This window comes from Hansschlegelia beijingensis (assembly GCF_014196425.1).
Classification (GTDB): domain Bacteria; phylum Pseudomonadota; class Alphaproteobacteria; order Rhizobiales; family Methylopilaceae; genus Methylopila; species Methylopila beijingensis.
On record NZ_JACIDR010000002.1, the window covers coordinates 74,227 to 101,221 of the forward strand.

Below are 26,995 nucleotides of genomic sequence, written 5' to 3' on the forward strand. Positions count from 1 at the left end.
CCTACTATGACGCAGCCGTCATCGCCCCGCACCGGGGTCGGTTGCGCCCTATTTTGGCAGCGGCGCCCAACAAACGAGATTGACGACCCCGCATATCCTCACAATGCTGACGATCAGGAGCAGGCCAAGGTGAACGCCTTGGCTCTTCTCTAAACCATATCGTCAGTATGCTGACGATATGGTTTAGATCGTCACAGCCAGGCGGCGCGCATGTCTCTTGCGCGCCTCAGATGGCGGCTGCGCCAGTGGATGCCCCGCCGGTGCTGCTGGGCGCCGCACGACGGCCGAGCGGCGTTGGGTTTTGCCGCCTGTTGTTCAGGACGCGCTTCGATGGAGTTGAAGTGAGCCATTTCGACAATGCCGACCGGCAGAGCCTTCGCGGGTTCCTGAACATGGTTCGGAACCGGTTCCCCGACGAGTACCTGCAGATCTCCGGGAGGATCGAGACTCTCTACCAGTCGACCTCGATCGTGTTCGAGCTCGAGCGCGCCGGCCGCAGCCCGGTCGTCATGTTCGACGACATCGGCGGCAAGGGCATGCCTTGCGTCACCAACGTGGCGGCGAGCCGCAAGCTCCTCGCGGCGTGCCTCGACGTCGCCGAGCAGGATCTTCCGACCGTCTTCCGCGATCGCAGCCAGCGCTACCTGCCCTGCGAGACGGTCGACGAAGCCCCCTGGAACGACATCGTTCTCGAAGGCGACGACGTCGACCTGACGAGGCTGCCGATCCCGCACCAGTTCACGGTCGACGCCGCGCCCTACATCACGGCCGGCCAGATCACGGCCCGCGATCCGAAGACCGGCGTGGACACCACCGGCTTCCACCGCCTGATGCTCAAGGGCAAGAACCGGCTGGGCGTGTCGCTGCATTCGCGCCGCCGCATGCATGAGTTCCACCGCCGCGCCGAAGAAATGGGCCAGTCATTGCCCGCCGCGATCACCATCGGCGTGCATCCGCTCCATTACATGGGCTCGATGACCTACGCCTATCCGCCGCATGTGCGGAAATTCGAGATCATCGGCGGCCTGTTCGGCGAGCCTTATCGGCTCGCCCGGTGCGGCGTGCAGGACCTCGAGGTGCCGGCGGGCGCGGAGATCATCATCGAGGGCGAGATCCTCGCCGACGTTCGCGAGCCGGAGGGGCCGTTCGGCGAATTCACCGGCTACGCCTCCTACAGGAGCACCCAGAACGTCTTCGTCGCGCACCGGATCAGGATGCGTCGCGACGCCATGTTCCACAGCGTCGTCGCCGGCATGGCGAAGGATCACATCCTGATCTCGTGCATCACCCGCGAGGGCGAGATCCTCAACGCGCTGAAGCGCAACATTCCGAACGTCAAGGCCGTCCACGTGCCGCACTCGACCTGCGGCGCCTTCATGGCGGTGATCTCGCTGAAGAAGATCGCCGAGGGCGAGCCGCAGATGGCCGCCATGGCGGCGCTCAGCACAGAGCTCTACACAAAGTACGTCATCGTCGTGGACGACGACGTCGACATCTTCGACATGAACGACGTCTTCTGGGCGATCGCGACCCGCGTGCGGGCGGAGAAGGACATCTTCTTCGTGCCCGGCTGCAAGGGCGCGATCCTCGACCCGAGCTCGGATCCCGAGAACTTCACGCTCACGAAGATGGGCATCGACGCCACGCGCCCCACCGGCCGCGACTTCGCGGAACGCCTCGTCATCTCCGACGAGGAGCGGGCGAAGGCCCGGGAGATCCTCGAACGCGCAGGCGTACGGCTCTGAGGGGCGGCCGCCCGGCCGCCGACACGGCCGGCGCGCCCGGCGAGCATGGGAGAGCAAGATGCGCGGCCGCGTGACGGAGAGCCTCGCCTCGTGAGCGCGCCCGATCCAGCGGAGGCGCCGTCGCTGCGCGACTTCGCCGTCGCGACCTATGGCGGCGACGGCGTGCAGGCCGCGTGTCTGACGCTGCAGGACGCGCATGGGCTTGACGTGAACGTCGTGCTGTTCGCGGCCTGGGCCGGCGCTGTCGCGGGCCGGGCGCTCGGCCCCCAGGACGCCGCCGCGGCGTCCGAGGCGGTGCGCCGCTGGCGCGAGGAGGTCGTGCGGCCGCTGCGGTCCGTCCGGCGCGCCCTCAAGTCCATGGAGCCGCTGGCCGACGCGCGCGCGGCGCTCCGGGCCCGGGTCAAGGCGGCGGAGCTCGAAGCCGAATTGCTGCAGCTGGACGCGCTCGAGGGTTTCGCGGCCAAGCTCGGTCGCCCCTCCGCGCCATGCGCCGCGCTTGTGAGCTCCAACCTCTCGGCCGTCGCCGACGGCCTTCCTGCAGACGCCCAGGACGCGGTCGCGGCGATCGCGGCCGCCTGCCACTCCGGATCAACCGCATGAAACGCCTCATCGTCGCGATCACCGGCGCCTCAGGGGCGATCTATGGCGTCCGCGCGCTGGAGATGCTGCGCGACGTCGGCGTCGAGACCCACCTCATCCTCACGGTCGCCGGCATCCGGACGATCAACGCGGAGCTCGATCTCGGCGTCGACGCCGTGCGGGCGCTCGCGGACCACACCCACAACCCCAAGGACATCGGCGCGTCGATCTCGTCGGGCTCCTACGTGACGGACGGCATGCTGGTGGCCCCCTGCTCGATCAAGAGCCTGAGCGGCATCGCGCATTGCTACAATGACGAGCTGGTGGTCCGCGCCGCGGATGTGTGCCTCAAGGAGCGCCGCCGCGTCGTCCTGCTGCTGCGCGAGACGCCGTTCCACCTCGGCCATATCGAGCTGATGGCGCAGGCCACCCGCAACGGCGCGATCGTGATGCCGCCCGTGCCGGCCTTCTACCACCGCCCGGCGACGATCGACGACATCGTCAACCAGACGGTCGCCCGGGCGCTCGACCTGTTCGGCGTCTCCGTGCAGGCGATCCGGCGCTGGAACGGCCGAGCCTCCATCGGGGCGGCCTAGTCGACGCGCGCCAACGCTTCGACCGGTCGCCTCAATCACAAGAACCGCAGGCTTCCGCCGTAGCGAAGGTTCACTTGGCGCGCGTCCAGACCTGCGTCTTGCAGAAAACGCCCAGCGCGCAGCCTTGCACCTTCAGCTTCTGATCGCTCGGCTGAGACATGTACGCCTTGTAGGTCCGGCCATCCTCGGGATTGTAGATCTGGCCCAGCCACTGATCGCCCGAGGGCTTCATGCCGCTCAGCAGCGACAGGCCGACGATCGGCCGATCCCGCTTCGAGGCGTCGGGATTGTAGATGTCGAGTTTCGGCTTGCCTTCCGCAGTGTTCGGCTCCTGAAGCGACAGGATCGTGGCGCAAAGCGCCTGACCGCAGTCGGCCACGCGGACGCGGGCCTGGTTCTTTGGCGTGTTCCACACGCCGACCGGATCAGCCATCGCGGCGCCGGTCGAGAGGATGACAAGCGCGGATGCGAGCGCCTCACGGATCATGATTGGTCTCCTTGGCAGAGGTGAGCGAAAGCCGGGTGAGCGCCGGAGCGGCGCTAGTCCGCCTGAAGCAGGATGGCCGAGGGCCGGATGCGGGTCGCCGCGGCGACGGCCGCGAGCGTCGCGGGAAACACGCGGGCGACGGCCGCGCCCGCGGTCTGGGCGACGCTAAGCATCAACGCCTGCGAGAGGAGCGTCGCGAGACCCACCTGCCTCGTGACGTCCGCGGCCAGGCGGCGCTGGAACGTCTGGCTGTCCGCTCCGCCGAGCATCGTCAGCGCCGCGAGCCGGGCGCTGTGCAGGGCGATCGACATGCCCTCCCCGGCGAAGGACGGGATCACCGCCGCCTGGTCGCCAAGCCGCCAAAGGCCGTCCTCCGCGTCCGGTCGCACGAGGCCATAGGGGATCCGGGCGACGGCGAGCGGGCGCTCATGCCGGGGCGAGGCCCCCTTCAGGAGTTCGCCGAGCCGCGGCGCCGCGGCCATGACTGCCGCAAGCAGGGACGCCCACTCGCGGCCGTGCCCGGCGAACGTTTCGGCCCGAACCACGAGACACAGGTTGGCGATCCCGTCCTCGACAAGCTCGAGTCCGGCGTAGCCTCCCTCGAACAGGCCGATCTCGACGGCGCGGGCGAGCTCGGCCGTCGCCGACGGCCTAAGCCGAAAATGCGCCTTCAGGCCGATCAGGTCGTTCTGCCTGCCAGGCGGGCGCCGTCGCCCCCGGAGGTCATGCTTGCCGGTCGCGAGCGCCGCCTCCCTGGCGATCAACTCCGTCCCGTTCTCGAGCCGCGCCGACCAGCCGCCAAGGACCTGCCGGAGGTCTCGAACGGCTGATCCGCGCAGGACCGCAACGCCGGCGCCGGCGGCGCGGGCGAGCAACGCCTCGTCGAGGCGCCGCCGCGAAAGGCTTGCGGCCCGGAAGGGCAGCGCCCGCTGCGCCGAGACGGATCCATGCGAAACGCGCACGATCTCCACTGGAACGGCGCCGAGCGCGCCGACGTCGACGCCCAGCGCCGCCAGGTAGCCGAGCGCTTCGCCGCTCAGAAACTCTCCGCAGACCTTGTCGTGCGGGCCGCCTTCGCGTTCGACCAGGACCACGTCGCGCCCCGCCCGCGCGAGTTCGACCGCGAAGGCCGCGCCCGCGGGGCCGCCGCCCACGACCGCGACGTCATGGCGGGCGGTCATGCGGGTTTCGTCCGGTCTACGCAGAGCCGGAACGGAAACCGCCGGCTGACCCGGGCTGCGTCGGGCCGTATGCCGGCTTCTGCGAGCATGCGGCGCCAGTCGGCCGCGACAAAGCTGCGCGCGAACGACACGGGTCCGTCGTGCTGGACGAAGGGGTGCAGCCGCAGCGCTCGCGAGGCGGCCTTGAAGCCCGAGAAGGCCAGCTGATGACGGTGGAGATCGTTGATGAACCAACCGAGCGCGGCGGCGCCCTCCATCCAGACCAGGAAGCGCAGAAGCGCCGTATCGTCGAGGTGATGTGCGAACAGCGAGCTGACGATCACGTCGACGCTGTCGTCGGGGCGATAGTCGAAGATGTCCGCGGTGCGCCACGCGATGTTCATGCCCTGCGGGGTCGCCTCCGCGGCCGCGCGCGCAGACCAGCGGTTGCGGTCGACGCCCGTGAGATCGATCGCGAGGCCACGCTTCGCCGCCCAATGCGCGATCGCGCGGAGCGTGTCGCCGTAGCCGCAGCCGACATCGACCACGCGGAGGGCGCGATCCCTGGGCCATCTTCCGTCCCGAGCCAGGCGATGCAGGAACTCGAGCGTCGGCCGGTAGCCGAGCGACATACGGTTCACGGTCGCCAGATCGGAGAGGCACCCGCGGAACGTGTCATAGTCGACATCGTCGGCGTCCATGAGTTCCGCAGCATCGGACCGCCGCCTGCGGTCGAAGGGGGTCATCGCCCGGCGGTCCGGAACATCATCGTTTCGGCCACCAGGCCCGGGCCGAAAGCCAGCGCGCAGCCGAGCCGGCCGGCGCCTGCGTCGCGCATGATCTCTTCCAGCACGAAGAGAATTGTCGCCGACGACATGTTGCCATTGGCGCGCAGCACTTCGCGTGAGGCGGACAGCGCGTCGCCGCCAAGGCCGAGGCCCGTCTCGACGGCGTCCAGCACCGAGCGGCCGCCCGGATGCACCGCCCAAAGGTCGATCTCGTCGACCGGCCGACCGACCAGGATGCGTTCGATGCTGTCTTTCAGTGTATGGCCGAGCTCCGCCGGAACCTTGCCTGAAAGGAACATGTCGAAGCCAAGGTCACGGATGTTCCAGCGGATCTCCTCGGCGGTACCGGGCGCCATCACGGCATGGAAGCTGTCGAGCGAGATCCCCCAAGGCTCAGCGGTGACAAGCGCGGCCGCACAGCCGTCGCCGAACACAAGGAACGACAGCAGCTGCTCGAGGCTCGGGCTTTCGTTCAGGTGCAGGGTGCAGAGTTCGAGGCAGACGAGCAGGACCTTCGACCTGGGCTCGGACCGCACGATGTGCCGCGCCAGCTTCAGGCCGTTGATCGCTGCGTAACACCCCATGAACCCGATCGAGGATCGTTCGATCGAGGTGTTGAGGCCGAACCGCGCGATCAGATCGAAGTCGACGCCGGGCGCGGAGAGCCCGGTGCAGGACACGACGATCAGGTGGGTGAGAGACTTGGCGTCAGGCCCGAGGTCGAGACGCTCCACCGCCTCGGCGGCCAGCCGCGGAGCGTCCGCTTCATAACGCTTCATGCGAGCGGCGGTGCTCGGAAAACGGCCGACCACATAGAAGCTGTCGCGGTCGAGCGCGCCATTCTCCTGAGGGTCGTCGGCCGAGAGAAAGGACCAGCGATGCTCGATCTGAGCGCGGGACGCCATGCGCTGAAACAGGCGGCTTTCGCGGGTCCCCTCGAGCTGTCGCTCCGCAAAATCAACGAACGCGCCGTGCACGTCATTTGGCGGCGTGGCGCTTGCGATCCGGTTCACATAGGCCTGGGTCACTTGAGTGCTTCCTATGATCGACGCTCGCGGATGGCGTCCCGGGCAGACAGGTAAGCCGCCACCGCTCCCGGAAAATAGGACCCAAGCGTGCCCCGCCTATACGTAGGTATCGGGCTTCAGACCTGTCACCCAGATAATATACCCGAGCATAAACTCCAGAAATGCCCCATAGAGGCCAAGCTCAGGCAAGACAGCGCCCAACTTGGCCAGTATGCCGGCAGCATCCATCTGCAATAATGGCGCAGTGGGCATGTACACCCAGAGAAGTCTCAGCGGGGCGCTCCTGCCCTGCTCCAGGCAAGTCAAGGCGCTGGCGGCGCACGATCGCCCTTTCCAGCGCAGCGACTGCGCCGGCTCAACCTGTTCGCCCGAGGACTTCGATTGATCGGCGGCGAACCCCTCCGCAGCGGGCGATCGGGCAAGCGCCCGCGTGTTCACGCCGGCGACGAAGCGTCTCGCCTGGCTCGGCCCGTCAGGTTCCTCGCGGCCTGAGCGCGGCGGGCGGAGCGAGCCCCGTCCGCAACGCGTGGGCCCAGTCGGGCCGTCCATTCCGCTCGGCCTGCTCCGCGGCGCCGGCGCAGTCGTATTCGACGGCCCGGAAAACCGAGCGGACGCGGCCGCCCTGAACGTCGACAACAGCGTAGCGGGCGTGGGGCGCGCCAGCCTCGCAGACATAGGCGGGCGCCCGGTTGCGGTAGGCCGGCCAGCCGACGCTGCCGGGGTTGATCGCGGCCGCGCCATCGTCCGTCACGCATTCGCCGGCCGTGTGGCTATGCCCGCACAGCGTGACCCTCGCGGCCGCGATCCGGAGGCGTTCGGCGACCGTCTCACGGTCCAGAGCCACGATGCGTCCTTCGCGAACCTCATGCATCAGAAACGCCTCGTCGCTGTCGTGGCGCCCGTGAAGGCACAGAACCTCCCCGAGCCGCAGCGCCGGCGGCAGCGTGGCCAGCCACGCGCGCTGCTCGGCGCCGAGGCGATCCCAGGTCCATCGGTCGGACCGCCCCAGTCCGACGCCGTCCGACGACATCCCGACCAGCCGGTCGTGATTGCCCCGAACGGTCGCCCAGCCGAGTTCGCGCAGGAGATCGATGGTTTCGGCCGGCCAGAGAGGGCCGGACGCGCAGTCCCCGAGATTGACCACTTGATCCGGCGCGAACCTGGCGATGTCGTCCACGACAGCGCGAAGGGCCGGAAGATTGCCGTGCACGTCCGAAACCGCTGCGATCCGCATGACCTGTCGATCATAGGCGAGGCCGGAATGTCCGGGACAGCCGGTTGAGAGCGAGGGCTCAAGAGATTGGACGACGCCGGCCGCAGGGGCGGCCGGGCCTTCGACCGCGCCGCCTGGTCAGGCCTCTTCCTGACGCGGCGGCGCAGGACTAGGCTGGCTCACCGGATGACGAGACGGATGCCGCGACGTGACCGGCGCTCTGATCGGACTTCTGACCGCGAGCCTTCTGTTCGCCGCGAGCGCCGCCGCGAAACCCTTCGTGGTGATCCTCGGCGACGCGCGCGGCGCCGAGGCGGCCGATCTGCTCACGCCCTATGCCATCCTGGCCGAGAGCGGCGCCGTCGAGGTCAAGGTCGTCGCCGCGACGCCCGAGAAGATCAGGCTCACGCCAGGCATGGCCTGGGCGACGCCGCAGATGACTTTCGACGCGCTCGAGACGCGCCCGCCCGACGTCGTGATCGTCCCTGCGATGACCGTCGAGGACGACCCCGCGCGCTCCGACTGGCTGCGCGCGAGGGTCCGGGACGGCGCCCGCCTCATGTCCATCTGCAACGGCGCGAGAGTGCTGGCTGCGGCCGGCCTGCTCGACGGCCGCGAGGCCGTCGTCCACTGGTACAGCCGCGACGAACTTGCCCGAAAACACCCGGCCGTTCGCTGGCGCGGCGATGTCCGCTGGATCTCCGACGGGCCGATCACCACGACCGCGGGGATCAGCGCCTCGGAGCCCGCCACGCTTCAGCTGCTGCGGGAGCTCGCGGGGGAGGAGGTCATGCGCGCGACCGCGAGCCGACTCGCGCTTCCGCCGCCGGACCAGCGCCACGACGGCGAGGACTTTCGCCTGACGTTCGCGGCCGCGGCCCTGACCGTGAGGAACAGGCTGTCCTTCTGGCGGCACGAGGCGGTCGCCGCCCCGCTCGCCGACGGCGTGGACGAGCTGGCGCTCGGCGCAGTCCTCGACGCCTGGTCGAGGACCTATCTCTCCACCGCCTGGGCGGTCGGTCCGGCCACGGTCGTCTCGCGGCGCGGTCTGCTGCTTCACCCCAGCCCCTCGCCGCCGGCGCGACTGGACCGCGAGGTTCCAGTTCCGGACTCCGGACCGATGGCGGCGACCTTCGAGCCGATCGGGGCGGCTTATGGAGAACCGACCGCCCGGCTGGTCGCGCTGCAGTTCGAGCACCCTTACGGCGCGGCCAGCGCCTGGTGACGCCCTGAAATCCGCCGGCGGCGCCGACCGAGAGTCCAACCCGGCTTCGGCCCGCAGCCTCAGGCGAAACTCGTGGAGAGCGAGACAGGCGTCCAGTCGGCGATCTCCTTCTTCATATGGTCCATCTCGCCGGCGACGAGCGCGAGCGCGTCCTCGCCGAGGAACAGCCGCACGGGCGGTGCCTCGCACTCGACGAGCTTGAGCAAAGCCTCGCCCGCCTTGGCCGGGTCGCCCGGCTGGTTCCCGCTCTTCGCTTGCCTGGCCGCGCGCACCGGATCCATCACCGCGTCATAATCGGCGATGCTGCGCGGCGTGCGTTGCATCGAGCGACCGGCCCAGTCCGTGCGGAACTGACCAGGCGCGAGAGAGGTGACATGCACGTTGAACGGCGCGACCTCCTTGCCCAGCGTCTCCGAGATGCCGTCGAGCGCGAACTTGCTGCCGCAGTAGAAGCTGATGCCCGGCATGGTGATGAAGGCGCCCATGGAGGTGACGTTGACGATCCGTCCGCGGCGCCGGCTCCGCATGCCCGGCAGAACCGCCTTGATCAGCGCGACCGGGCCGAAGACGTTGACGTCGAACTGCCGGCGAAGCTCCTCGATCGTGGATTCCTCCAGGGCGCCTTCGTGGCCATAGCCGGCGTTGTTGACCAGCACGTCGATCGGCCCGAGGGCGCGCTCGGCGTCGGCGACCGCCGCCGGCATCGCGTCGAAATCAGACATGTCGAGCTGAATGGCGCGCGTGCGTCCAGGCGCGAGCGCCTCGAAGGCCTGCCCGGCCTCGCTGGAGCGCACCGTGCCGGCGACGCGGTGACCGGCCCGCAACGCTGCGGTCGCGAAGGCCTGGCCGAGGCCGGAGCTGACGCCGGTGATCAGGAAGGTCTTGCATTCATGGGACATCGGAAAATTCCTCGGCAGTGGCTGGTCGCGCCGTGCGCGTTGGCGAGATATTTATATCATGATATAGTTCTGCAATGGATGGAGCCATGGTGACAACGAATGAGTGAGGCGCCGCGCGCGCAGGCGCGGACCCTGGCGTCCCGGGCGAAAGTCCTCGCCGCCGCCGAGCGGCTGATGCGGGCTGACCCCTCATCGTCGTTCTCGATGCGGGAACTCGCGGCCGAGGCGGGCGTGAGCTTCGCCACGCCGTTCAACCTGTTCGGAAGCAAGGCCGCGATCGCGCGCGCCTTGTCGGTCGCGCGGATCGAGCAGATGACAGAGCGCGTGCGCGACCGCCCGCTTGGCGGCGACGCGATCGAACGCCTCCTCCAGGCCGTCGCGGTCGCCGCCGGCCTCCTGCTCGAGGAGCCTGTCCTGAACAGGGCGATGATGGCGGCTCTCGGCGGATGGACCGAGGAGCCCGGCGACGTTCGGGCGCGCTCCCGGGCGCTTTGGGCGCTCGCTCTGGGGGGTGGCGACGGGCTCGATCCTTCGCTGCGGACGAGCGCCGTCGAACGCCTCCCGGATCAGGTGGCCCTGGTGTTCCGCGGCTGCCTGTCGTTCTGGGTCGCGGGCGAGGTCACGGATGAAGACCTCCCCGCCGAAGCGAACGCAGCGGTCGCCATGGCGGTCGCCGCCTTCGCTGCTCCAGACCGCCGGGCGACGCTTCTCGCGAAAGCCCGCTAACGTCCCGGATCATCCGTCCCCGCCGGATCGACGCCGACGCGCTGGAAACCGCCTGAGGTTGAAGGCGCCGCCGCGTCACATCGCGGACGAAGGTCGCGCAACCCGCTTGCATCGCCCGAACAACCGGCGGGGCCGGCCGCCCTATAATGCTCCCACGACGCCTCGCGCCGCTCACACGAAACGGAGGGATCCGACATGTTCGCCTGCACGGGATACGCCGCCGACGCCGCCGACAAGCCGCTCCAGCCGTTCGACTTCTCCCGCCGCGATGTCGGTCCTGCCGACGTCAAGATCGAGATCGCCTATTGCGGGGTGTGCCATTCGGACCTGCATCAGGTTCGCGACGAGTGGAAGAACACCGTCTATCCGTGCGTTCCGGGCCACGAGATCGTCGGCAAGGTCGTCGAGGTCGGCTCGGACGTCACGCGCTTCAAGGTCGGCCAGAACGCGGCCATCGGCTGCATGGTGGACAGTTGCCGCACCTGCGCGAGCTGCCGCGAGGGGCTTGAGCAGTATTGCGAGAACATGTTCGTCGCGACCTACAACGGCGTCGACAAGAAGACCGGCGAGAACACTTACGGCGGTTACTCGGACTCGATCGTCTGCGATCAGGACTTCGTGCTGAGCCTGCCCGAGAACCTCGACCTCGCCGCCGCCGCTCCCCTGCTGTGCGCGGGCATCACCACCTACTCGCCGCTCCGGCGCTGGAAGGTCGGCCCGGGGATGAAGGTCGGGATCGTGGGTCTCGGCGGCCTCGGCCACATGGCGGTGAAGCTGGCCCACGCCATGGGGGCCCATGTCGTCCTGTTCACGACCTCGCCCGGAAAGGTCGAGGACGCCAAAAGGCTCGGCGCCAACGACGTCGTCATCTCGAAGGACAAGGAGCAGATGGGCGCGCACGCCTCGAGCTTCGACTTCATCCTCGATTGCGTCGCCGCCGACCACGACATCAACGAATACATCGCGCTGCTGAAGCGCGACGGGACCCTCTGCCAGGTCGGCGCGCCCGAGGAGCCGCTCGCGGTCGCGGTGTTCAGCCTGATCCTCGCGCGGCGCAACTTCGCCGGTTCGCTGATCGGCGGCATCGCCGAGACGCAGGAGATGCTCGACTTCTGCGGGCAGCACGGCATCACGTCCGACATCGAGCTCATCCCGATCCAGGATATCGAGAAGGCCTATGAGCGCATGCTGAAGAGCGACGTGAAGTACCGCTTCGTGATCGACATGAAGTCGCTCAAGCAGGCCGCCTGAACCCGCCATCGAGAGAGCCGCCGCGGGCGGCCTCTCACGAGCGACGGCGGATGAGCGGCCGCCGTCGCTAGCTGAGCTCGGCCGCCGCGCCCCGCGCGCGGTAGAGGCCACCCGGATGGTCCTCACCGGCGGCCCAGCTGAGCCAGATCTCGGCGAGCTGGACCGCGAGGTCGAGACCGATCGCGATGAGGAAAATGCCGACCAGCGCGGCGACCGCCTCGCAGACGCGGCCGACCGGATCGCGCAGATCGTCGGGATCCAGCAGCATGAGCATCCCCTGAGAGGCGCGAGCAACCTGACCTTCACTATCAGCTGGAGACGTCAGCGCTTCAATCCCCCGCGATGCTCGGCGGCTTCCGCTTCTCCGGGCTACGCCGTCAGGGCTCCCGCCATGATCTCGCGCGCCCGTTCGAGGTCCTCCGGCGTGTCGACGCCGAGCGGGACGACGTCCACCGCGACCGCGTCGATGCGCATGCCGGCCTCGAGCGCCCGCAGCTGCTCGAGCTTCTCGCGCAGCTCGAGCGGCGACGGCTTGAGCCGTACGAAGCGCTCCAGCGCCTCCCGCCGGTAACAGTAGAGGCCGATGTGGTGATAGAGCGCCCCGGGCCCGGCGGGCGCGGTCGCGCGCGTGAAATACAGGCAGCGGAAGCGGCCGGGCGCGATCTCCGCGCCCACCATCTTGACCACGCTCGGGGCGGTCTTCTCCTCCTCGCGGCGGATCTCGGCGACCAGCGTGGCGACCTCGACCTCCGGCTCCTCGAGCGGCACGAGGCTCCTGCGGATCGCCTCGGGGTCGAGCGTCGGCAGGTCGCCCTGGACGTTGACCACGAGGTTGAAGTCGCGGTCCGGGTCGATCGCCGTCAGGGCCTCGTGGATGCGGTCGGAGCCCGAGGCGTGGTCGGCGCGGGTCAGCACGGCCTGGCCGCCGACGCGCGAGACGGCCTCGGCGACCTCCGGCGAATCGGTCGCCACCACCACCGGCCCGACCCCGGCCTCGCTCGCCCGCCGCCAGACATGCGCGATCATCGGCTCCCCGGCGATCTCCGCCAGCGGCTTGTTCGGCAGCCGGGTCGCCCCAAGCCGCGCAGGAATCAGCACAAGAGGCCGCATGGCGGATCCGGCGGCGACCGGCCCGCCGCCGCCTGCGCGGATCAGCGCCTCGCAGAGCTCGCGCAGCGCGCCGCGGCCGCCCGGCGCGGAGGTGACGTGGCGCGCGACCGCGAGCGCCTCCGGCCGCGCGTCGCACGGCGCGACCGGGAAGCCGACCGCGTTCAGGCAGTCGAGGTCGTTGACGTCATTGCCGATATAGGCCGTCTCGGCGCGCGTCACGCCGTTCTCGGCGAGCCAGCGGTCGAGCTCGGGCAGCTTGTCCTCGATGCCCTGGCGGGCCTCAATCTTCAGCTTGCGCGCCCGCGCCGAGACCACCGGGTTGACCTCCTTCGACAGGATCAGCGTGCGGATCGCGGTCAGCTTGCGCAGCCGGTCGAGCCCCATGCCGTCGGAGCGGCTGGCGAACACCGCCTCGCGGCCGTCCTGGTCGACCAGCACGCGGTCGTCGGTGAACACCCCGTCGAAATCCATCACCAGCGCCTTCACCCCCGCCGGGAAGGCGAGCGGCGCGGGCCCCGAAAGCCGTCTCGGCATGGTCAGCTCGCGATCCGCTCGACGGGCGCCGCGTAGAGGTCGGTCTCCGTGCTGTAGCTGTTGTGGTGACCGAGATAGAACCTGTAGTCCGGAAGCATCCGGGCGAGCGCCAGCGGTATCTCGAACAGGTGCTCCATGGCGTGGTAGATGCTGACCTGCAGCATCGGCCGCCTGTTGTTGAGCGTGTCGCGAGCGCCCTCCAGAACCGCCTGCTCGAACCCTTCGACGTCGAGGCTTATCAGGTCGCAACGGCGCGAAGCATCCTCCGCCAGGAAGCCGTCGATCGACGTCGAGCGGACGATCGCGTCGCCGTCGTCGTCGATGTTCGAAGAACCTGACCCGCTCGCCTTGAGGCGCACGAAGCCTTCCTTGTCGGTGAGCGCCGCCTCGACGATCTCGATCTGGCCGTGCTCGGGCGTGAGCTCGTCGGCGATCACCTTCTCGATCCGCTTGACGTTCGATTTGTCGGGCTCGAAGGCGTAGACCTTGCCGCCGGCCCCCACGCGCCGCGCGAAGTCGAGCGACGTCCGACCGTCATAGGCTCCCGCGTCGATCACGCCGTAGCCGTCGCGCGCGCGGACCTGCGGGTGGCTGTACTCCGGATACTCGGCCATCCGCAGATAGCCGTGATCGCCAGAAATCCGGTGGCGGATCACCGAGCCCAGGGTCCGCCGGCTCTCGTCATCCGCCAGCAACCCGAACAGTTCGGAGAGCGCAGCCTTGTTCTTTTCGAGATAATCGTACTGCGTCCGGCCGCCGCGATACTTCTGGTCCTCGCGAAACAGCACGTTACGGAACCCGTTCAGCGCCAGCGCGATGCATTTGCGTCGGACCTGCCGGCCGAACGCGACCACTGCGAGATCGGGCCGCTCGCGGAGACGATCGACGTCGACATTGCCGATCACGGTGAGGTTCCGCTGGGCCTGCAGCCCGCCGATGAACTCGGACTTGCGGCCCGCCGCGGCTTTGAACCACTTGCTGGCCTTCTCCATTTCATCGACGTCGCACACGATGAAAGTCGGTCGCGCGAAATCCGCTTTCTGGTGGACGCGCCTGTAGAGAGGCGCCTCGGAGACCATCCGGATCATATCGTTCCCCGTCACGTTTGATGCCCCGCCTCACTGCCTTCGCCGGCTAGAAGAACCGCGACGCGAACGCGCGACGCAGGGAGCCGAAGAAGTTCACGCTCTTTTTGCTTTCGATATAGTCGAGGACCCTGGCGCGTATCTCGGCGCCTGCGGTTATCCGGTCGCTGCAATCGATGAAATGCGAATGGTGGATCCAGTACAGATAGCGCTTCAACGTCGCTGACGTGAGCAACGGAAGCTCGCCCCGGAACATCGACGCGAAATCGCCGGCGCACCGAACCTCGAAGCAGGCGTGCCGGTAGTCGCTCTTCCCGAACAGGTAGACCGGCTTCATGTGGAACAGCGCCTCGAAGCCGACGCCGGAATTCACCACGCAGACCGCGGTCGCGCCGCGGATCAGGTCATGGACGGAGGCCGAGGAGACGATGAACTCGCCGGTTCGCTCGCCTGTCTTGAGGCGCTCCGCCACCGCCGGCGAGGTGCAGAGCGGATGCCGCTTCACGACAAGGTTCATGCCGTTCGCGCGGCAATAGTCCGAGACCTCCTGCAGCATCTCGAGCATCGGCACATAGGCGAGGCGCTGGACCGAGTCGTTGATGATCTGGAGGCCGACGAACAGATACGGCGTCGGCAGCTCCTGCCGGGCAGCGTCGGGCTGCTCGTATTTCGAGATGTTCCTGGCGATCAGGGCGCCGGCGCGCTCCTGGAAGAAAGCCTCCGCTTTCTCAAGGCTGATCGCGCCGAGGTTGAGATCATCGAGGCCGAGTTCGGCGACTGAACACCAGCCCGCATATCCTTTCGGATCGAGCGTGATGTAGCCGGGGTGATAGGCCTCCTTGAAGTGCAGGCTCAGACCCGGCTCGTCCTGCGTGTGATAGGACAGCAGGCATCTGTTCTTCCGGCCCGGGACCACGGTCTGGCTGTCGAGCTTCGAACGGATACGGATCGGCCGCCCCGTCGCTCGCGCCGCGGCGAGAATCTCGCCCTGAGCGAAGCGCAGCGTCGACCTGAACAGCCGGTTCTCGTCCGGCTTGAAGGTGAGCGCCGCCGAGGAGAGCACCACCTCGACCGCGTCCGGCGGCGTCGGCAACTTCACGCCCCGGATGCGCCTCTGGAGGTCGAGCCGCGCCGCTTCGACGTGGTCCAGCCAACCGCCCGCCTCGCGTCGCACGAGCGCCAGCATCCCGGCGAGGTCGTCGACACCCGAAAGCTTGCGTTTGCGCGCCAGCGCCAGCACGCGCTCGGCGCGATCGACTTCGTAGACGTCGAGCCAGAACCGCGCGAGCCGCACATACTCCCGCTTGAACAGCTTCGGCTGCTTCTCGCACTCCTTGGCGTCCCTGATCGCGCGCTTCAGCGCGAACTTCATCACGCCGAACTTGCCGATCCGCTCGGCGACCAGCGCAAGGCCCTTGGCGAAGCGGAATTTGACGCCGGGCGTCAGCTCCAGATAGCGCCGGCCGGCGTCCACGGAGGCCTCGACCATTCCGCCATAGCGGCAGATGAACCAGACAGCGCGCCAGACATCGGCGTTCGGGCCCGTGGTCTTCAGAAGTTCGTGCAGCTGATCCCGGGCGCCTGCGACGTCGCCCTGTCCCGCCAGCACGAAAGCTTTCGTCATGCGCGATTGGAAACCGCCCATGTGATGACTGCGTGCGAGGTCCGAAATCCTGGTCGCGTGCCGCGGATAAACGACCTTCTGGATGTACTCCATATAGCAGATGTCGCTGATCGGTCCGGTCAGCGCGAGGCGGACGATCCTTCGCTCCGCGGCGCCGAAGTCCTTCGCCTTCATCAGCGCGAGGGCGCCCGATTCCAGCCGGGCCCGAGCGACCGCGGAGGCCCGGCTGCGCCTTGCCGGGACCGCTCCCACGAGGGCGGGCCGAGGCTGCGGCCGGAGAGCGTCCGGTCCCGCCATGGCGGGCGGCGGAAAGGCGCCGTCCTGCGCCGACCAGTCGCGCAGGGCTGGGAGAGCGTCCGCCACGGCTCAGGCGACGCCCAGCTTGATCAGGTCGTGCATATGCACGACCCCGATTTCCGAGCCCTGGTCGACCACGAACAGAGCCGAGATCACATTGGCCTGCATCTCGCTCAGGGCGGTGGCGGCCAGTTCCTCCCCCGAGATGGTCTGCGGCGCCCGCGTCATGACGGCGTCCACCGTCATGTCTGTGAGTCGGGGACCCATGTGCCGGCGCAGGTCGCCGTCGGTGATGACGCCGATGAGCCCGCCCGACGCGTCCGTGACGGCCACGCAGCCCAGGCTCTTGGCCGACATCATGATCAGCGCCTCGGCCATGCCGGCGCCGGAGCGCACCACCGGCGCCGCCTCGCCCGATCGCATGACGTCCCTGACGAGGGTCAGCACGCCGCCAAGCCTGCCGCCCGGGTGGAACCGCTTGAATTCGAGCGGCGTGAACCTGCGCCGCTCGAGCAGCGCCACTGAAAGCGCGTCGCCGAGCGCGAGCTGCATCAGCGTCGAGGTCGTCGGCGCAAGCCCATGCGGGCAGGCCTCCGAGACCGCCGGCAACACAAGCGCGACGTTCGCGGCCTTGCCGAGCGCGCTGCGGCCGTTCGACGTGATCGCGACCAGCGGCACCCTGAAGCGGCCCGCATAGTTCACCAGATCGCGCAGCTCAGCGGTCTCTCCCGACCAGGACAGGGCGAGCACCACGTCCTTCGTGGTGATCATGCCGAGGTCGCCATGGCTCGCCTCCGCCGGATGGACGAAGAAAGCCGGCGTTCCGGTGGAGGCGAGCGTCGCGGCGATCTTGCGCGCGATGTGGCCGCTCTTGCCCATGCCGGTGACGATCGTTCGGCCCGGGGCGTCGCCGATCAGATCGACCGCCTCCGCAAAGCTCCGCCCCAGCGCGCCTTCAAGAGACTTCCGGAGGCGCGCGACGCCCGCGACCTCGACGTCGACGGTCCGCAGCGCGGAATCCACGGAAGCAGCGAACGTCCGGCCCGGAGCCCGCGCGCTGAGCGGCTGCTGCACTGCCATATCCATTGCGCCATCTCCTTGGTGGAACTGGGCGGCGGGCGCCGCGAGAAGGCTGCAAAGCGCACCCACTCGGCGACCGCCTATATTCACCCACTAGATGGCGATGCTGTCACAAACAAGCGCAATTCGGACTAGACGCCAGAAAAGGTCGTCGATGGCGCGTTTATTACATATCCATGACTGTCATAAATCGTTCATCTACGAGATCTAACCTGTCGTGACTATCCTAGGCGGGATGGAGCGAAATACCTGATGACGGAAACGCGGGCGGGCGGATGAAGGCCGGCCATCTGTTCACCCCTGGTGCGACGCAGCATCGCCAGCCTGCCCGTCCGGTCGCGAGCGGACCGACGGCGGCCATCCTCGCCGCAGCGTGCGCCCTGGCCTGGCCCGCGACCGCACAGGCGGAGCGAAGCGGCCATTCCGAGGCGGCGGACGCCGCGCCATGTCCGCCGCCGCAGACCTCGGACCGGCTCATCGTGCTCGACGAAGGCTGCGTCTACGACGCGCCGATCGTCCTGAAGACGAGCGGCGTCGCGCTGGACTGCCGCGGCGCGCTGATCGACCTGCGGCGGCGGCATCGCTTCGGCATCGAGATCGGCGTGGAGGCCGGAGTTCGGGACGTGACAGTCAGGAACTGCCGCATCGCCAACGCCGCCAGCAGCGGCGTGGCGGTCGGCTGGCAAGCTCCCGCCTCGGTGCGGGAGAAGACGTATACGGAGGAAGAGCGCTACGCCGCGGCCACCCGGAAGGTCACGCTCGACAACGTCACCTCAACCGACAACGACATCGCCGGGATTTATATCCTGGCCTACTCTCAGGACGTGCGGATAACCGGCTCTCACCTTAGCCGGAACGCGGGCGTCGGAGTCTATATCGGGCCGCAGTCCATGCGGACCACGGTCGAAGACAGCGAACTTGGCGCGAACGGCCTGGGCTCCCCGCGTCACGAGCGCAGAGGCCTCGGCCGGCGCGAGGCCGTGGCGATCGACGCCTCGAGCGACAATGTCATCCGCCGCAACACGTTTCGCGGCAATGGCGGCGCGGTCTATCTCTACAAGAACTGCCAGGAGATGGTGTCGGGCCACGGCAGGAACTTCAAGCGCACCAAGCCGAGCGAGCGGAACCGGATCGAGGACAACACGATCCAGGGCTCGCTGATCGGCGTCTGGGCGGCGTCGCGGCAAAGCCGCATCCTGAGTTCATCGGACTGCGGAGATCCATATTACGGCGACGGCAACTACGTGCTGGACCGGGCGCCGGACAACATCATCGCCCGGAACGTCTTCTCGGACGTCGGCGTCGCGGCGGTGATCGAGGACGACGGCAACCGCTTCGTCGACAACGTCATCAGCGGCGCGGCCAGCTCCTGCGCCGTGGTCGGGACCGGGCCCCGCTCGGAAAAGCTCGGCCGGCCGGTCGTCGACGTCGTCGTGGCCCGTAACCGCTGCCAGTCCGGCCGGGACGGCTATGTGTTCGCGTTCGGGGCGCCGGCGTCGGGGTTCGCCGCGAACGAACTGAACGGCCAGGAAGCCTCGCCGACGGCTGTGCGCTGCGCAGGCGGCGTCATGCCGTTCAAGGGGCTTGGCTATGCCGACGCGTGCAGCCGCGCGCAGTGACTTTCAGCCCTGCCTCGAGGAGACGCCTGTGACCGTTGAGCACGTGAACGAGTGCGACCAGAGGAACAACAGGGTCACGTTCTGCGGGGAACGGTCCGCGATGCCTTCCGCGATCTCGGTCGCCGGAGAGTCGAACCGTCTGGACCTCGGCTCAGGCGGGAAGCTGGCCGGCCTCCAGGTCACCGTCAAAGGCTCGCGCAACCGGCTGATGATCGGCGACGACTGCATCCTCAACGGGCGGATCATCATCAAGGGCGACGCCCAGACGGTCCGGATCGGCGCGCGCACCTCGTTCCAGAACGTCTCCGTCTACAGCGTCGAAGGCTGCGACGTGACCATCGGCGAAGACTGCATGTTCTCGAAACGCATCGAGATCCGCACCTCGGACTCGCACTCCATCATCGACCGGGCGACCGGGCTGCGGCTCAACCGGCCGGGCTCGGTGACGATCGGAGACCATGTCTGGATCGGGCTCGAGGCGGTCGTGTCGAAGGGCGTGCGGGTCCCGGACAATTCGATCGTGGGCGCCAAGTCCTTCGTGAACAAGTCGTTCCACGAACCTTACGTTCTCATCGCCGGGGCGCCGGCCGCGATCATCCGGCGGAACGTCGACTGGGACCGCCGGCTGCTCCCGGTCGAACCGGAACTCGCGCTGCGACAAGCCTGAGGCGAGACGGCGGGCGCCGCGCCCGGCTGCGCCTCAGCCTGCCTTGGCGAGCCTGTCGAACGCCATCAGGCGCTCCAGCAGCGCCGGCATGTCCTTGAGCGCCAGCATGTTGGGGCCGTCCGAGGGCGCCCGGTCCGGATCCGGATGCGTCTCGATGAAGACGCCGGCGACGCCCACCGCGACCGCGGCGCGGGCCAGCACCGCGACGAACTCGCGCTGCCCGCCCGAGGACGTGCCCTGCCCGCCCGGCTGCTGCACCGAATGGGTGGCGTCGAAGATCACGGGCGCGCCGGTCTTCGCCATCTCGGGCAGAGCGCGCATGTCGGAGACGAGCGTGTTGTAGCCGAAGGAGACGCCGCGCTCCGTGAGCAGGACGCGGCGGTTGCCCGCGCCCGTCAGCTTGTCCACGACATTGCGCATGTCCCAGGGCGCGAGGAACTGGCCCTTCTTGACGTTGACGGCCCGTCCGGTCGCCGCGGCGGCGAGCAGCAGGTCCGTCTGCCGGCACAGGAAGGCGGGGATCTGCAGCACGTCGACCGCCTCGGCGACGGGCGCGCACTGCGCCGCGTCATGCACGTCGGTGAGCACCGGCAAGCCAAGCCGCTCGCGCACCTCGGCGAACACCGGCAGCGCCGCCTTCAGGCCGACGCCGCGCTGGGCGGAAGCGCTGGTGCGGTTGGCCTTGTCGAACGAGGTCTTGAAGACGAGCCCCATCCCGAGCTTGTCCGTCATCTCCTTCAGCGCGGAGGCCACCTCCAGCGCATGGTCGCGGCTCTCGAGCTGGCACGGCCCCGCGATCAACGCCAGCGGCAGCTCGGCGCCGAAACGCGCCGAGCCGATTTCGACGACGGCCTCGGGGCGGTTCTGGACGGGAGCGTTCATTTGGCGGTTCTCCGATGCGTTGGGCCGCAGATAAGCAAGCCGCAGTGTCGTGCGTATGACGAAATCGTCACAAGCGCGAGCCGCGATCTCGCGCCGGCCGCCCGCTCGCCTGCCGGACCGTCATGCCGGCGCGCGAGGTTCCTGCGGCTTCGGCAGCACCACCGGGCTTGATCCGCGCTGGCTGATCCTCTCGCCCGGGACCGCCGTGCTCAGGCTGCCGGGCCGCGGCAGGTAGACCACCCTGCACCACGGCCGCAGGAAGTCCAGCCGGCCGGTCCACTCGCCGCCGACCCCGAGAATGTCGACGCCGAGCCGTTGGACGTCGCCGGGCTTCTGCTCCCAGCCATGTTCGGGGATGACCCCGCTGACGCACCGCAGCGCGCCCACCAGCCTGATGCGGGCCTCGAAGCCGATCAGGCAGCGCTCGCCCTTCAGACGGCTGAACGCGTCGGTCGAGACGCCGACATAGAGTTCGTCGCCGAGCGCGGCCGCTCGCTCCAGGAAGTCCAGATGGACGGCGCGCAGCAGGTCGAACGTGCCGTAGGTGATGACCCTGACCAAATCGACTCCGGGACGAGCGGACCCCACGCCGCCCCGCGTTCTACGGCTGCTCCCTGACAGGCGGGTGACAGCCGCAGGCCGTCGGCGGCTGCGCCCGACGCCTCGCGCCAGGGAACCAGCCCGCAGCGCGGGTGTTCCCGATGCAGGCAGAACGAACAGGAACGAGAGAGCAGCGCGTGCGTGAGATCGTAGCCAAGGCCGAACCCGAACTGTCGCAGCCCGGCGCGGCCGCGTTCTACGAAGAGGCTTTGGCCGAACTGCACGCCGCGTCGATCCCCTTCCTGCTGGCGGGGACCTATGCGGTGAGCGCCTATACGGGGATCACCCGCGAGACCAAGGATCTCGACGTTTTCTGCAAGGCGAGCGACTTTCCGCGCATCCTCGGACACTTCAAGAACCGCGGCTTCGACATCGTCGTCGAGGATGAGCGCTGGCTGGGCAAGGTGATCCGCGGCGACCTGTTCTTCGACGTGATCTTCGCCTCCGCCAACGGCACGATGCCGGTCGGCGACGCCTGGTTCGAGCACGCGCGCCAGGTCGAGCTGTTCGGTCAGAAGCTCAAGATCGTCTCCCCGACAGAGCTGATCTGGTCGAAATGCTTCATCCAGCTGCGGCATCGCTATGACGGGCCTGACATCGCCCATGTCATCCTGAAGGCCCGCGACGACATCGATTGGTCCCGCCTGCTCAAATACATGGAGCTGCACTGGGAGGTGCTGCTCGCCCATCTGGTCAACTTCCGATGGTGTTACCCGACCGAGCGGGACGCCATCCCGGACTGGCTGCTGGATGAACTGCTCGGCCGGATGGCGCGGCAGCGCGAGCTCCCGCGGCCGCAGATGAAGGTCTGCCGCGGCCGCATGTTCTCACGCGTGGACTACGCGATCGACGTCGCCGAATGGGGCTTCGCCGACGTCGGCGGCGAAGGCGACTGGCGGAACGACTGAGCGGGGCGGAGAAGCGATGACGGCCAACGGCGTTCTCAAAGTCGCAGCGATCGGCGACCTGCACGTGAAGGAGGAGGCGACCAGCTCCTTCAGGGAGTTGTTCGCGGAAATCTCCCGCGAGGCGGACGCGCTGGTCCTCGCGGGCGACCTCACCGATCTCGGAAAGCCCCGCGAGGCGGAGCTGCTCGCCGAGGATCTGCGCGCTTGCTCCGTGCCGGTGGTCGCCGTCCTCGGCAATCACGACTTCGAGTCCGACGCGGTCGATGAGGTGTCCACGATCCTGCGGCAGGCGGGCGTCCGGCTTCTGGACGGTCAGGCGACCGAGATCGAGGGCGTCGGCTTCGTCGGCGTGAAGGGCTTCGTCGGCGGGTTCGGGAAGGCGATGCTGGGCGCGTTCGGCGAGCCGGCCATCAAGGCGATCGTGGCCGAGAGCCTCGGCGAGGCCATGCGGCTCGAGAACGCGATGCGCAAGGTCTCGTCAGAGCGCGCGCTCGTCGTGCTGCACTACGCGCCGATCCCCGAGACGGTCGCGGGCGAGCCGCTCGAGATCTTCCCGTTTCTCGGGTCGTCCCGCCTCGCGGAGATCATCGACCGGTTTCCGGTCAAGGCGGTGGTTCACGGCCACGCGCATCGCGGGGTCTTCGAGGGGCGCACCCCCGGCGGGGTCCCGGTTTTCAACGTCGCCCACCACATCGAGAAGCCGGGCGGCCGGCCCTACGCCCTGCTCGAGTTGTGAGCCTCCGCGTGTTCGCGGAGCGAGGCCGGGAGCGGCCGGCAGGTGCGGCCGCCCGCGGCGTTCAGGACGAAAAAGGCCGGCCCCAGGGGGCCGGCCTCGTCATCGCTGGTCGTGAGCCTGGGCTCAGTCCTTGGTGGTCAGCACCGGCGTGGCGTCCGCGGTGAACTTGTAGGCGATGCCGCCGTAGAAGCCGCGCGGACGGGCCGGCGTGATGCTCCGGCTGCCCCTGAGGTTCAGGAACTCGATGTCGTCGTTGTCGTAGAACGTCCCGTAGGTCGCGTACTTGTTGTTGAAGACGTTGTCGACGAGGCCGAACACCCGGATCTGGTCGGTGACCTGATAGGACGCGTTGGCGTTGAAGACCACGTAGCCCTTCAGCTTCTTCTCCTGGTTGGACTCGTCGCCCACGAAGTACTGGCTCGACATCGCGACCACGTCGGCGCCCAGGGTCAGCTTCGGCAGCGGCTTGAAGGCGAAGCCGGCCTTGAACTGATGCTCGGGGATGCCGGGCAGCTTGTCGCCCTTCCGCACGCGGATCTCGCCGCGGCCGTCAGCCGAGGGGCTGTTCGGCGAACCGAGGATCATGTTCTTGCGGAAGGTCGCGTCGATGTAGCTGTAGTTCGCGTAGAGGCCCCAGGTCTCGGTCTGGTAGTCGGCCGAGAGCTCGACGCCGGCGCGGCGGGTGTTGCCGCCGTTGATGAAGTAGCCGCGGCCGGTCAGCGGGCTAGGAACCGTCAGAATGTCGTTGTGGTTCTGAGCGAAGTAGCCGCCGATCTTCCAGTTCATGACGCCGCCGAAGTTCGAGGTGCGGCCGCGCAGGCCGATCTCGCCGGTGCGGGTCACGACCTGCTTCAGGGGCGGATCAGAGACCAGGAAGCCCTCGAGCTGGCAGGGGTTCGACGGATCCGCGCAGCCGAGTTCGAGCGGCGTCGGAGCGCGGTTGCTCTCCGAGTAGCCCGCATAGGCGGTCATTTCGGGAGTGATCTTGTAGGTCAGGCCCGCCATCGGGTTGAAGCGGGTGAAGTTGTGCGACCCGTCGAGGCCCGCGCCGGCGGGATTGCCGTTGAGGTCGACGTTGAAGAACTGGCCTTTGTCGCGAAGCTTGATGTGCGCGTAGTTCAGCCGCGCGCCGAGCGTCGCCGACAGCCGGTCGGTGAGGTCGAGCGTGTCGCTGACGTAGAGGCCGAGATAGTTGTTCCAGGTCTTCACGTCCGACGGCAGGATGCCGCCCGGAATGGTGGTGTGATAGATGTCGCCGGTCCCGATCACCTGCAGGTTGTCGGGGATGATGCCGAGCTCGCTGTAGCCGCTGAAGTCGCTCCAGCCGTGGTCGTAGCTGACGCCGGCCACGAAGTGGTTGGTCTTGCCGAACAGCTGACCCGTGTTCGTGACCTGCGCGGTGCCGCCGACGGTCTGGTTCTTGGTGCGCGAGCGCTCGATCGAGCCCGGGCGGGCGGCGAAGCCCGCGGGAGTGGCGATCGGGTTGCCGTTGCGGTCGCGCACGATCAGGCGGGGATCATCCTCGTCCGGGTTCTGGCCGGTCTCGGGATCGATGATGTCGTCGGCCTCGAGGCAGAGCAGCGCCGGATTGTCTTCGCACGGCCGCACGTCGGTGTCGTTGCCGTCGACGTGCTTCTGCTTGAAGCGACGGTAATAGACGTTGGTCTGCAGCCCCCAGCTGTTCCCGAGGTCGAAGTCGCCCGTCAGGTTGAGCTGGGCGGCCTGGTTGTCGGTGGTCTGCGGGCCGGTGTAGACGCTCTTGCGGCCGCCGCGCTCCAGCAGTTCGCGCGGCGTCGGGCCCACCACGCCGAGATTCGTGTCCGCGAGCGAGAAGTTCAGGTGAATCTCCGCGGCGTCGCCCTTGTAGCCGACGTCGCCGTAGACCCGCTTGACGTCCGACTTCGAATAGTCGCGCCAGCCGCCGTCACGCTCGCCTTCCAGGGCGAGGTAAGTGGCCCAGTTTCCGAACTGCTGGCCCCACTGGGCGTTGCCGGAGAACTTGCCGAACGAGCCGGCGAGGAACTCGGTCTCCAGACCCTGATAGGTGAAGCCGTTCTTCATCTTGATGTTGAGCGCGCCGCCGAGCGCGTTCAGGCCGAACACCGGATTGTTGGTCCAGATGTCGACACGGTCGACCGCGACCTCGGGAATGAGGTCGAAGTTCACGGTGTCGCCGAACGCCTCGTTCTGACGCACGCCGTTCTGGTAGACCGCGATTCCCTGCGGGATGCCGTTCAGCGGCGAGGCGACGAAGCCGCGGAAGTAGAAGTCCTTGAAGTACGGGTTGCCCTGCACGTCGCTGAGATTGACCGACGGCGCCCTGCGCGCGATCGCTTCCGAGATCGAGCTCTGAGAAATGTTGGAGAAGTCGCTCTGCGTGAGCGTCGTCACGCTCGCCGGAACCTTGTCGCGGTCCAGATCGTCGCCGCCGAGCGGCGTGGTGCCGATCACGTCGATTTCCTCGAGCGCGGTGGCGCCCACATCCTGCGCCAGGACAGGCCCAAGCGACGCGAGCGTCGCTAGACTCACTGTCCCCAACAGCGCGGCCGATCTTCTAAGCCCCATCCCCCGAAGTCCCCCTCACGCGACAATCCTGCCTGTCCCCGGCAGTCACGATTTTTTTAGAACGACCGCAGAGTGGCCATCAATCCGACACGCATGTGGCGAGGTCGGATTCCTGACGTTAAGGTGCTGATTTACAACATTATTATTATCGCCGGGCAGGTCTGGCGCATTCCCTTGGAACTCGTTCCCGATGTTCCGGGAACATCTGGCAACCGCCTACGGCAAAGCTTCCTGAATGATCGTCGGAATGAGCTCCGACACTGTAGGGTGAATCGGCACGGCGCGCTCGAGCTCGGAGTAGCGCGCGCCGAGATTCATCGCGTCGAGAACGCCATGGATCGCCTCGTCGCCGCCGACGCCGAGAATTGCGGCGCCCAGGATCTCCTCGCTCTCCGCGTCGAGCACGATCTTCATGAAGCCGTCGGTCTCTCCCTTCTCGACGGCGCGCGCCACCCGCGTCATCGGCCGCTTCCCGACCCTGATCGTCCGCCCCGTCGCCCGCGCCTGCGCCTCCGTCAGTCCGACCCGGCCGAGAGGCGGATCGGTGTAGAGCGCATAGGCCGGAATGCGGTCGCTTAGCCGGCGGGAAGCGCCGTCGAGCAGGTTCGCGGCCACGATCTCGAAGTCGTTGTAAGCCGTATGCGTGAAGGCGCCGCGGCCGTTGCAGTCGCCGAGCGCCCAGACATTGGGGGCCGTGGTCCTGAGCTCGTCGTCGACCTTCACATAGCCTCGGCCATCAAGCTCGATCCCCGCGTTCGCGACGTCGAGGTCGTCGGTGTTCGGGCGGCGGCCGATGGCGAGCAGCACCTGGTCGCCCACGATCTCGGTCGCGCCCGACGCGCAGTCGAGCCCGACCGCGACATCGTCGCCGCGCCGCTCGAAGCGGATGCACTCCGCCCCCACCCGCACTTCGACGCCCTCGCGCTCGAGAACGCCCGTGATGGCGTCGGAGACGTCCTCGTCCTCGCGGCTTGCGAGCCGCGGCCCCTTTTCGATCACCGCCACCTCGCTGCCGAAGCGCCGGAACATCTGCGCGAATTCGAGCCCGATATAGCTGCCGCCGATGACCACGAGCCGCCGGGGCAGGCGCTGCAGCCTCAGGATCGAGCTGTTGGTCAGGTGCTGGATTTCGCCAAGGCCCGGCATGTCCGGCGTGAGCGCCCGGCCGCCCACGTTGAGGAAGATGCGATCGGCGGCGAGCAGTTCCTCGCCGACCCTGATCTCGCGCGGCGACACGAAGCGCGCGTGGCCTTGGTGGACCGAGCAGCGCTCCATCCCACGCAGCCAGGACTCCACGCCGTCGCGGGACTTGCCCGAGATGGCGTCCTTGCGCGCCATCACGGCCGCGAAGTCGACGCTCACGCCGGCCGGCACATGCACGCCGTAGTCCGCGGCGCGGCGGGCGAGATGAGCCGCATAGGCGCTCGCCACCATGGCCTTGGTCGGCGTGCAGCCGGTGTTCACGCAGGTGCCGCCGAACAGGTTTCGCTCGACGACAGCGACCGTCATGCCGGCGGAGGTCAGCCGGCCGGCGAGCGCGGGTCCGGCCTGGCCCGCGCCGACGATGATGGCGTCGAACCGGGCGCTCACG

General features: G+C 68.3%; 25 protein-coding genes. 10 read left to right on the top strand and 15 right to left on the bottom strand.

Translation table 11 applies throughout. From position 1 onward, the window contains the following. Positions 1–341 precede the first annotated feature (341 nt). The 3 genes from GGR24_RS06685 (at position 342) to GGR24_RS06695 (ending at position 2,920) form a co-directional block, all read left to right on the top strand. Positions 342–1,745 (top strand): UbiD family decarboxylase, encoded by a 1,404-nt coding sequence (locus GGR24_RS06685; RefSeq protein ID WP_183394575.1) that lies wholly within the window; start codon positions 342–344, stop codon positions 1,743–1,745. Positions 1,746–1,835: 90 nt separating this feature from the next. Next, positions 1,836–2,345, top strand: a complete 510-nt coding sequence (locus GGR24_RS06690) for a TIGR02444 family protein (RefSeq protein WP_343066216.1) — start codon at positions 1,836–1,838, stop codon at positions 2,343–2,345. After that, complete coding sequence (locus GGR24_RS06695) at positions 2,342–2,920, top strand: UbiX family flavin prenyltransferase (RefSeq protein WP_183394577.1); 579 nt, start codon at positions 2,342–2,344, stop codon at positions 2,918–2,920. Before GGR24_RS06690 ends, GGR24_RS06695 begins: the two co-directional genes overlap by 4 nt. Before the next feature lie 70 nt (positions 2,921–2,990). Here the strand turns inward: GGR24_RS06695 and GGR24_RS06700 are convergent, their stop codons facing one another. The 5 genes from GGR24_RS06700 to GGR24_RS06720 all read right to left on the bottom strand — a co-directional run bounded on the left by GGR24_RS06700 (position 2,991) and on the right by GGR24_RS06720 (position 7,617). Continuing rightward, positions 2,991–3,407: a DUF2147 domain-containing protein gene (locus GGR24_RS06700; protein ID WP_183394578.1), complete on the bottom strand. Its 417-nt coding sequence runs from the start codon at positions 3,405–3,407 to the stop codon at positions 2,991–2,993. A gap of 53 nt (positions 3,408–3,460) precedes the next feature. After that, positions 3,461–4,588: an NAD(P)/FAD-dependent oxidoreductase gene (locus GGR24_RS06705; protein WP_183394579.1), complete on the bottom strand. Its 1,128-nt coding sequence runs from the start codon at positions 4,586–4,588 to the stop codon at positions 3,461–3,463. Next, on the bottom strand, positions 4,585–5,313 hold the full coding sequence (locus GGR24_RS06710) for a methyltransferase domain-containing protein (RefSeq protein WP_183394580.1): 729 nt from the start codon (positions 5,311–5,313) through the stop codon (positions 4,585–4,587). Before GGR24_RS06710 ends, GGR24_RS06705 begins: the two co-directional genes overlap by 4 nt. Then, a complete protein-coding gene (locus GGR24_RS06715) occupies positions 5,310–6,383 on the bottom strand; it encodes a type III polyketide synthase (RefSeq protein ID WP_183394581.1) in 1,074 nt (357 codons plus the stop codon). The genes GGR24_RS06710 and GGR24_RS06715 overlap by 4 nt, the downstream gene beginning before the upstream one ends. A gap of 472 nt (positions 6,384–6,855) precedes the next feature. Beyond that, positions 6,856–7,617 carry a metallophosphoesterase family protein gene (locus tag GGR24_RS06720; protein ID WP_183394582.1) on the bottom strand — a complete coding sequence of 254 codons (762 nt, stop codon included), beginning with the start codon at positions 7,615–7,617 and terminating at the stop codon, positions 6,856–6,858. A 187-nt stretch (positions 7,618–7,804) separates the two neighbouring features. On the opposite strand from GGR24_RS06720, the gene GGR24_RS06725 reads away from it, so the two are divergent. Continuing rightward, positions 7,805–8,821, top strand: a complete 1,017-nt coding sequence (locus tag GGR24_RS06725) for a DJ-1/PfpI family protein (RefSeq protein ID WP_210286082.1) — start codon at positions 7,805–7,807, stop codon at positions 8,819–8,821. Between the two features lie 59 nt (positions 8,822–8,880). Here GGR24_RS06725 and GGR24_RS06730 read toward each other — a convergent pair whose 3' ends face one another. Further along, positions 8,881–9,720 carry an oxidoreductase gene (locus GGR24_RS06730; RefSeq protein WP_183394583.1) on the bottom strand — a complete coding sequence of 280 codons (840 nt, stop codon included), beginning with the start codon at positions 9,718–9,720 and terminating at the stop codon, positions 8,881–8,883. Between the two features lie 99 nt (positions 9,721–9,819). Between GGR24_RS06730 and GGR24_RS06735 the strand changes: the two genes are divergently transcribed. After that, entirely contained in the window at positions 9,820–10,446 is a 627-nt protein-coding gene (locus GGR24_RS06735) for a TetR/AcrR family transcriptional regulator (RefSeq protein WP_183394584.1), read from the top strand. Positions 10,447–10,641: 195 nt separating this feature from the next. After that, complete coding sequence (locus GGR24_RS06740) at positions 10,642–11,697, top strand: NAD(P)-dependent alcohol dehydrogenase (protein WP_183394585.1); 1,056 nt, start codon at positions 10,642–10,644, stop codon at positions 11,695–11,697. A gap of 67 nt (positions 11,698–11,764) precedes the next feature. Here GGR24_RS06740 and GGR24_RS06745 read toward each other — a convergent pair whose 3' ends face one another. The 5 genes from GGR24_RS06745 to GGR24_RS06765 form a co-directional block, all read right to left on the bottom strand. After that, positions 11,765–11,965 carry a hypothetical protein gene (locus GGR24_RS06745; RefSeq protein WP_183394586.1) on the bottom strand — a complete coding sequence of 67 codons (201 nt, stop codon included), beginning with the start codon at positions 11,963–11,965 and terminating at the stop codon, positions 11,765–11,767. A gap of 101 nt (positions 11,966–12,066) precedes the next feature. After that, on the bottom strand, positions 12,067–12,807 hold the full coding sequence (locus tag GGR24_RS06750; protein ID WP_183395190.1) for a 3-deoxy-manno-octulosonate cytidylyltransferase: 741 nt from the start codon (positions 12,805–12,807) through the stop codon (positions 12,067–12,069). A 536-nt stretch (positions 12,808–13,343) separates the two neighbouring features. Beyond that, positions 13,344–14,444: an FkbM family methyltransferase gene (locus GGR24_RS17835; RefSeq protein ID WP_183394587.1), complete on the bottom strand. Its 1,101-nt coding sequence runs from the start codon at positions 14,442–14,444 to the stop codon at positions 13,344–13,346. A 31-nt stretch (positions 14,445–14,475) separates the two neighbouring features. Further along, positions 14,476–16,224 carry a capsular polysaccharide export protein, LipB/KpsS family gene (locus GGR24_RS06760; protein WP_183394588.1) on the bottom strand — a complete coding sequence of 583 codons (1,749 nt, stop codon included), beginning with the start codon at positions 16,222–16,224 and terminating at the stop codon, positions 14,476–14,478. Between the two features lie 192 nt (positions 16,225–16,416). Continuing rightward, positions 16,417–17,427 carry a KpsF/GutQ family sugar-phosphate isomerase gene (locus GGR24_RS06765; protein WP_183395191.1) on the bottom strand — a complete coding sequence of 337 codons (1,011 nt, stop codon included), beginning with the start codon at positions 17,425–17,427 and terminating at the stop codon, positions 16,417–16,419. A gap of 275 nt (positions 17,428–17,702) precedes the next feature. Here GGR24_RS06765 and GGR24_RS06770 point away from each other — a divergent pair, with 275 nt between their 5' ends. Then, positions 17,703–19,046, top strand: a complete 1,344-nt coding sequence (locus GGR24_RS06770) for a right-handed parallel beta-helix repeat-containing protein (protein WP_183394589.1) — start codon at positions 17,703–17,705, stop codon at positions 19,044–19,046. 28 nt (positions 19,047–19,074) lie between these two features. Further along, positions 19,075–19,713: a DapH/DapD/GlmU-related protein gene (locus GGR24_RS17840; RefSeq protein ID WP_183394590.1), complete on the top strand. Its 639-nt coding sequence runs from the start codon at positions 19,075–19,077 to the stop codon at positions 19,711–19,713. A gap of 33 nt (positions 19,714–19,746) precedes the next feature. Here the strand turns inward: GGR24_RS17840 and kdsA are convergent, their stop codons facing one another. Both kdsA and GGR24_RS06785 read right to left on the bottom strand, forming a co-directional pair. Continuing rightward, complete coding sequence (kdsA, locus tag GGR24_RS06780) at positions 19,747–20,595, bottom strand: 3-deoxy-8-phosphooctulonate synthase (protein ID WP_183394591.1); 849 nt, start codon at positions 20,593–20,595, stop codon at positions 19,747–19,749. A gap of 120 nt (positions 20,596–20,715) precedes the next feature. Next, positions 20,716–21,156, bottom strand: coding sequence for an adenylyltransferase/cytidyltransferase family protein (locus tag GGR24_RS06785; protein ID WP_183394592.1), 441 nt, complete (start codon positions 21,154–21,156; stop codon positions 20,716–20,718). Between the two features lie 140 nt (positions 21,157–21,296). Here GGR24_RS06785 and GGR24_RS06790 point away from each other — a divergent pair, with 140 nt between their 5' ends. Next, positions 21,297–22,103 carry a nucleotidyltransferase family protein gene (locus tag GGR24_RS06790; protein ID WP_183394593.1) on the top strand — a complete coding sequence of 269 codons (807 nt, stop codon included), beginning with the start codon at positions 21,297–21,299 and terminating at the stop codon, positions 22,101–22,103. A 16-nt stretch (positions 22,104–22,119) separates the two neighbouring features. Beyond that, positions 22,120–22,839, top strand: a complete 720-nt coding sequence (locus GGR24_RS06795; RefSeq protein WP_183394594.1) for a metallophosphoesterase family protein — start codon at positions 22,120–22,122, stop codon at positions 22,837–22,839. 123 nt (positions 22,840–22,962) lie between these two features. Here GGR24_RS06795 and GGR24_RS06800 read toward each other — a convergent pair whose 3' ends face one another. Further along, positions 22,963–25,320 (bottom strand): TonB-dependent receptor, encoded by a 2,358-nt coding sequence (locus GGR24_RS06800; protein ID WP_343066217.1) that lies wholly within the window; start codon positions 25,318–25,320, stop codon positions 22,963–22,965. A 300-nt stretch (positions 25,321–25,620) separates the two neighbouring features. After that, positions 25,621–26,994, bottom strand: a complete 1,374-nt coding sequence (locus GGR24_RS06805; protein WP_183394596.1) for an FAD-containing oxidoreductase — start codon at positions 26,992–26,994, stop codon at positions 25,621–25,623. Position 26,995: the final 1 nt, after the last annotated feature.

What these genes read in the sequence shown, in the direction of transcription:
- GGR24_RS06760 (WP_183394588.1), bottom strand. Translation starts at nt 16,224, where the DNA reads ATGAAGGCGAAGGACTTCGGCGCCGCGGAGCGAAGGATCGTCCGCCTC.
- GGR24_RS06735 (WP_183394584.1), top strand. Translation starts at nt 9,820, where the DNA reads ATGAGTGAGGCGCCGCGCGCGCAGGCGCGGACCCTGGCGTCCCGGGCG.
- GGR24_RS06750 (WP_183395190.1), bottom strand. Translation starts at nt 12,807, where the DNA reads ATGCGGCCTCTTGTGCTGATTCCTGCGCGGCTTGGGGCGACCCGGCTG.
- GGR24_RS06765 (WP_183395191.1), bottom strand. Translation starts at nt 17,427, where the DNA reads ATGGCAGTGCAGCAGCCGCTCAGCGCGCGGGCTCCGGGCCGGACGTTC.
- GGR24_RS06770 (WP_183394589.1), top strand. Translation starts at nt 17,703, where the DNA reads ATGAAGGCCGGCCATCTGTTCACCCCTGGTGCGACGCAGCATCGCCAG.
- kdsA (WP_183394591.1), bottom strand. Translation starts at nt 20,595, where the DNA reads ATGAACGCTCCCGTCCAGAACCGCCCCGAGGCCGTCGTCGAAATCGGC.
- GGR24_RS06695 (WP_183394577.1), top strand. Translation starts at nt 2,342, where the DNA reads ATGAAACGCCTCATCGTCGCGATCACCGGCGCCTCAGGGGCGATCTAT.
- GGR24_RS06720 (WP_183394582.1), bottom strand. Translation starts at nt 7,617, where the DNA reads ATGCGGATCGCAGCGGTTTCGGACGTGCACGGCAATCTTCCGGCCCTT.
- GGR24_RS06700 (WP_183394578.1), bottom strand. Translation starts at nt 3,407, where the DNA reads ATGATCCGTGAGGCGCTCGCATCCGCGCTTGTCATCCTCTCGACCGGC.
- GGR24_RS06705 (WP_183394579.1), bottom strand. Translation starts at nt 4,588, where the DNA reads ATGACCGCCCGCCATGACGTCGCGGTCGTGGGCGGCGGCCCCGCGGGC.
- GGR24_RS06710 (WP_183394580.1), bottom strand. Translation starts at nt 5,313, where the DNA reads ATGACCCCCTTCGACCGCAGGCGGCGGTCCGATGCTGCGGAACTCATG.
- GGR24_RS06745 (WP_183394586.1), bottom strand. Translation starts at nt 11,965, where the DNA reads ATGCTGCTGGATCCCGACGATCTGCGCGATCCGGTCGGCCGCGTCTGC.
- GGR24_RS06795 (WP_183394594.1), top strand. Translation starts at nt 22,120, where the DNA reads ATGACGGCCAACGGCGTTCTCAAAGTCGCAGCGATCGGCGACCTGCAC.
- GGR24_RS06790 (WP_183394593.1), top strand. Translation starts at nt 21,297, where the DNA reads ATGCAGGCAGAACGAACAGGAACGAGAGAGCAGCGCGTGCGTGAGATC.
- GGR24_RS06730 (WP_183394583.1), bottom strand. Translation starts at nt 9,720, where the DNA reads ATGTCCCATGAATGCAAGACCTTCCTGATCACCGGCGTCAGCTCCGGC.
- GGR24_RS06740 (WP_183394585.1), top strand. Translation starts at nt 10,642, where the DNA reads ATGTTCGCCTGCACGGGATACGCCGCCGACGCCGCCGACAAGCCGCTC.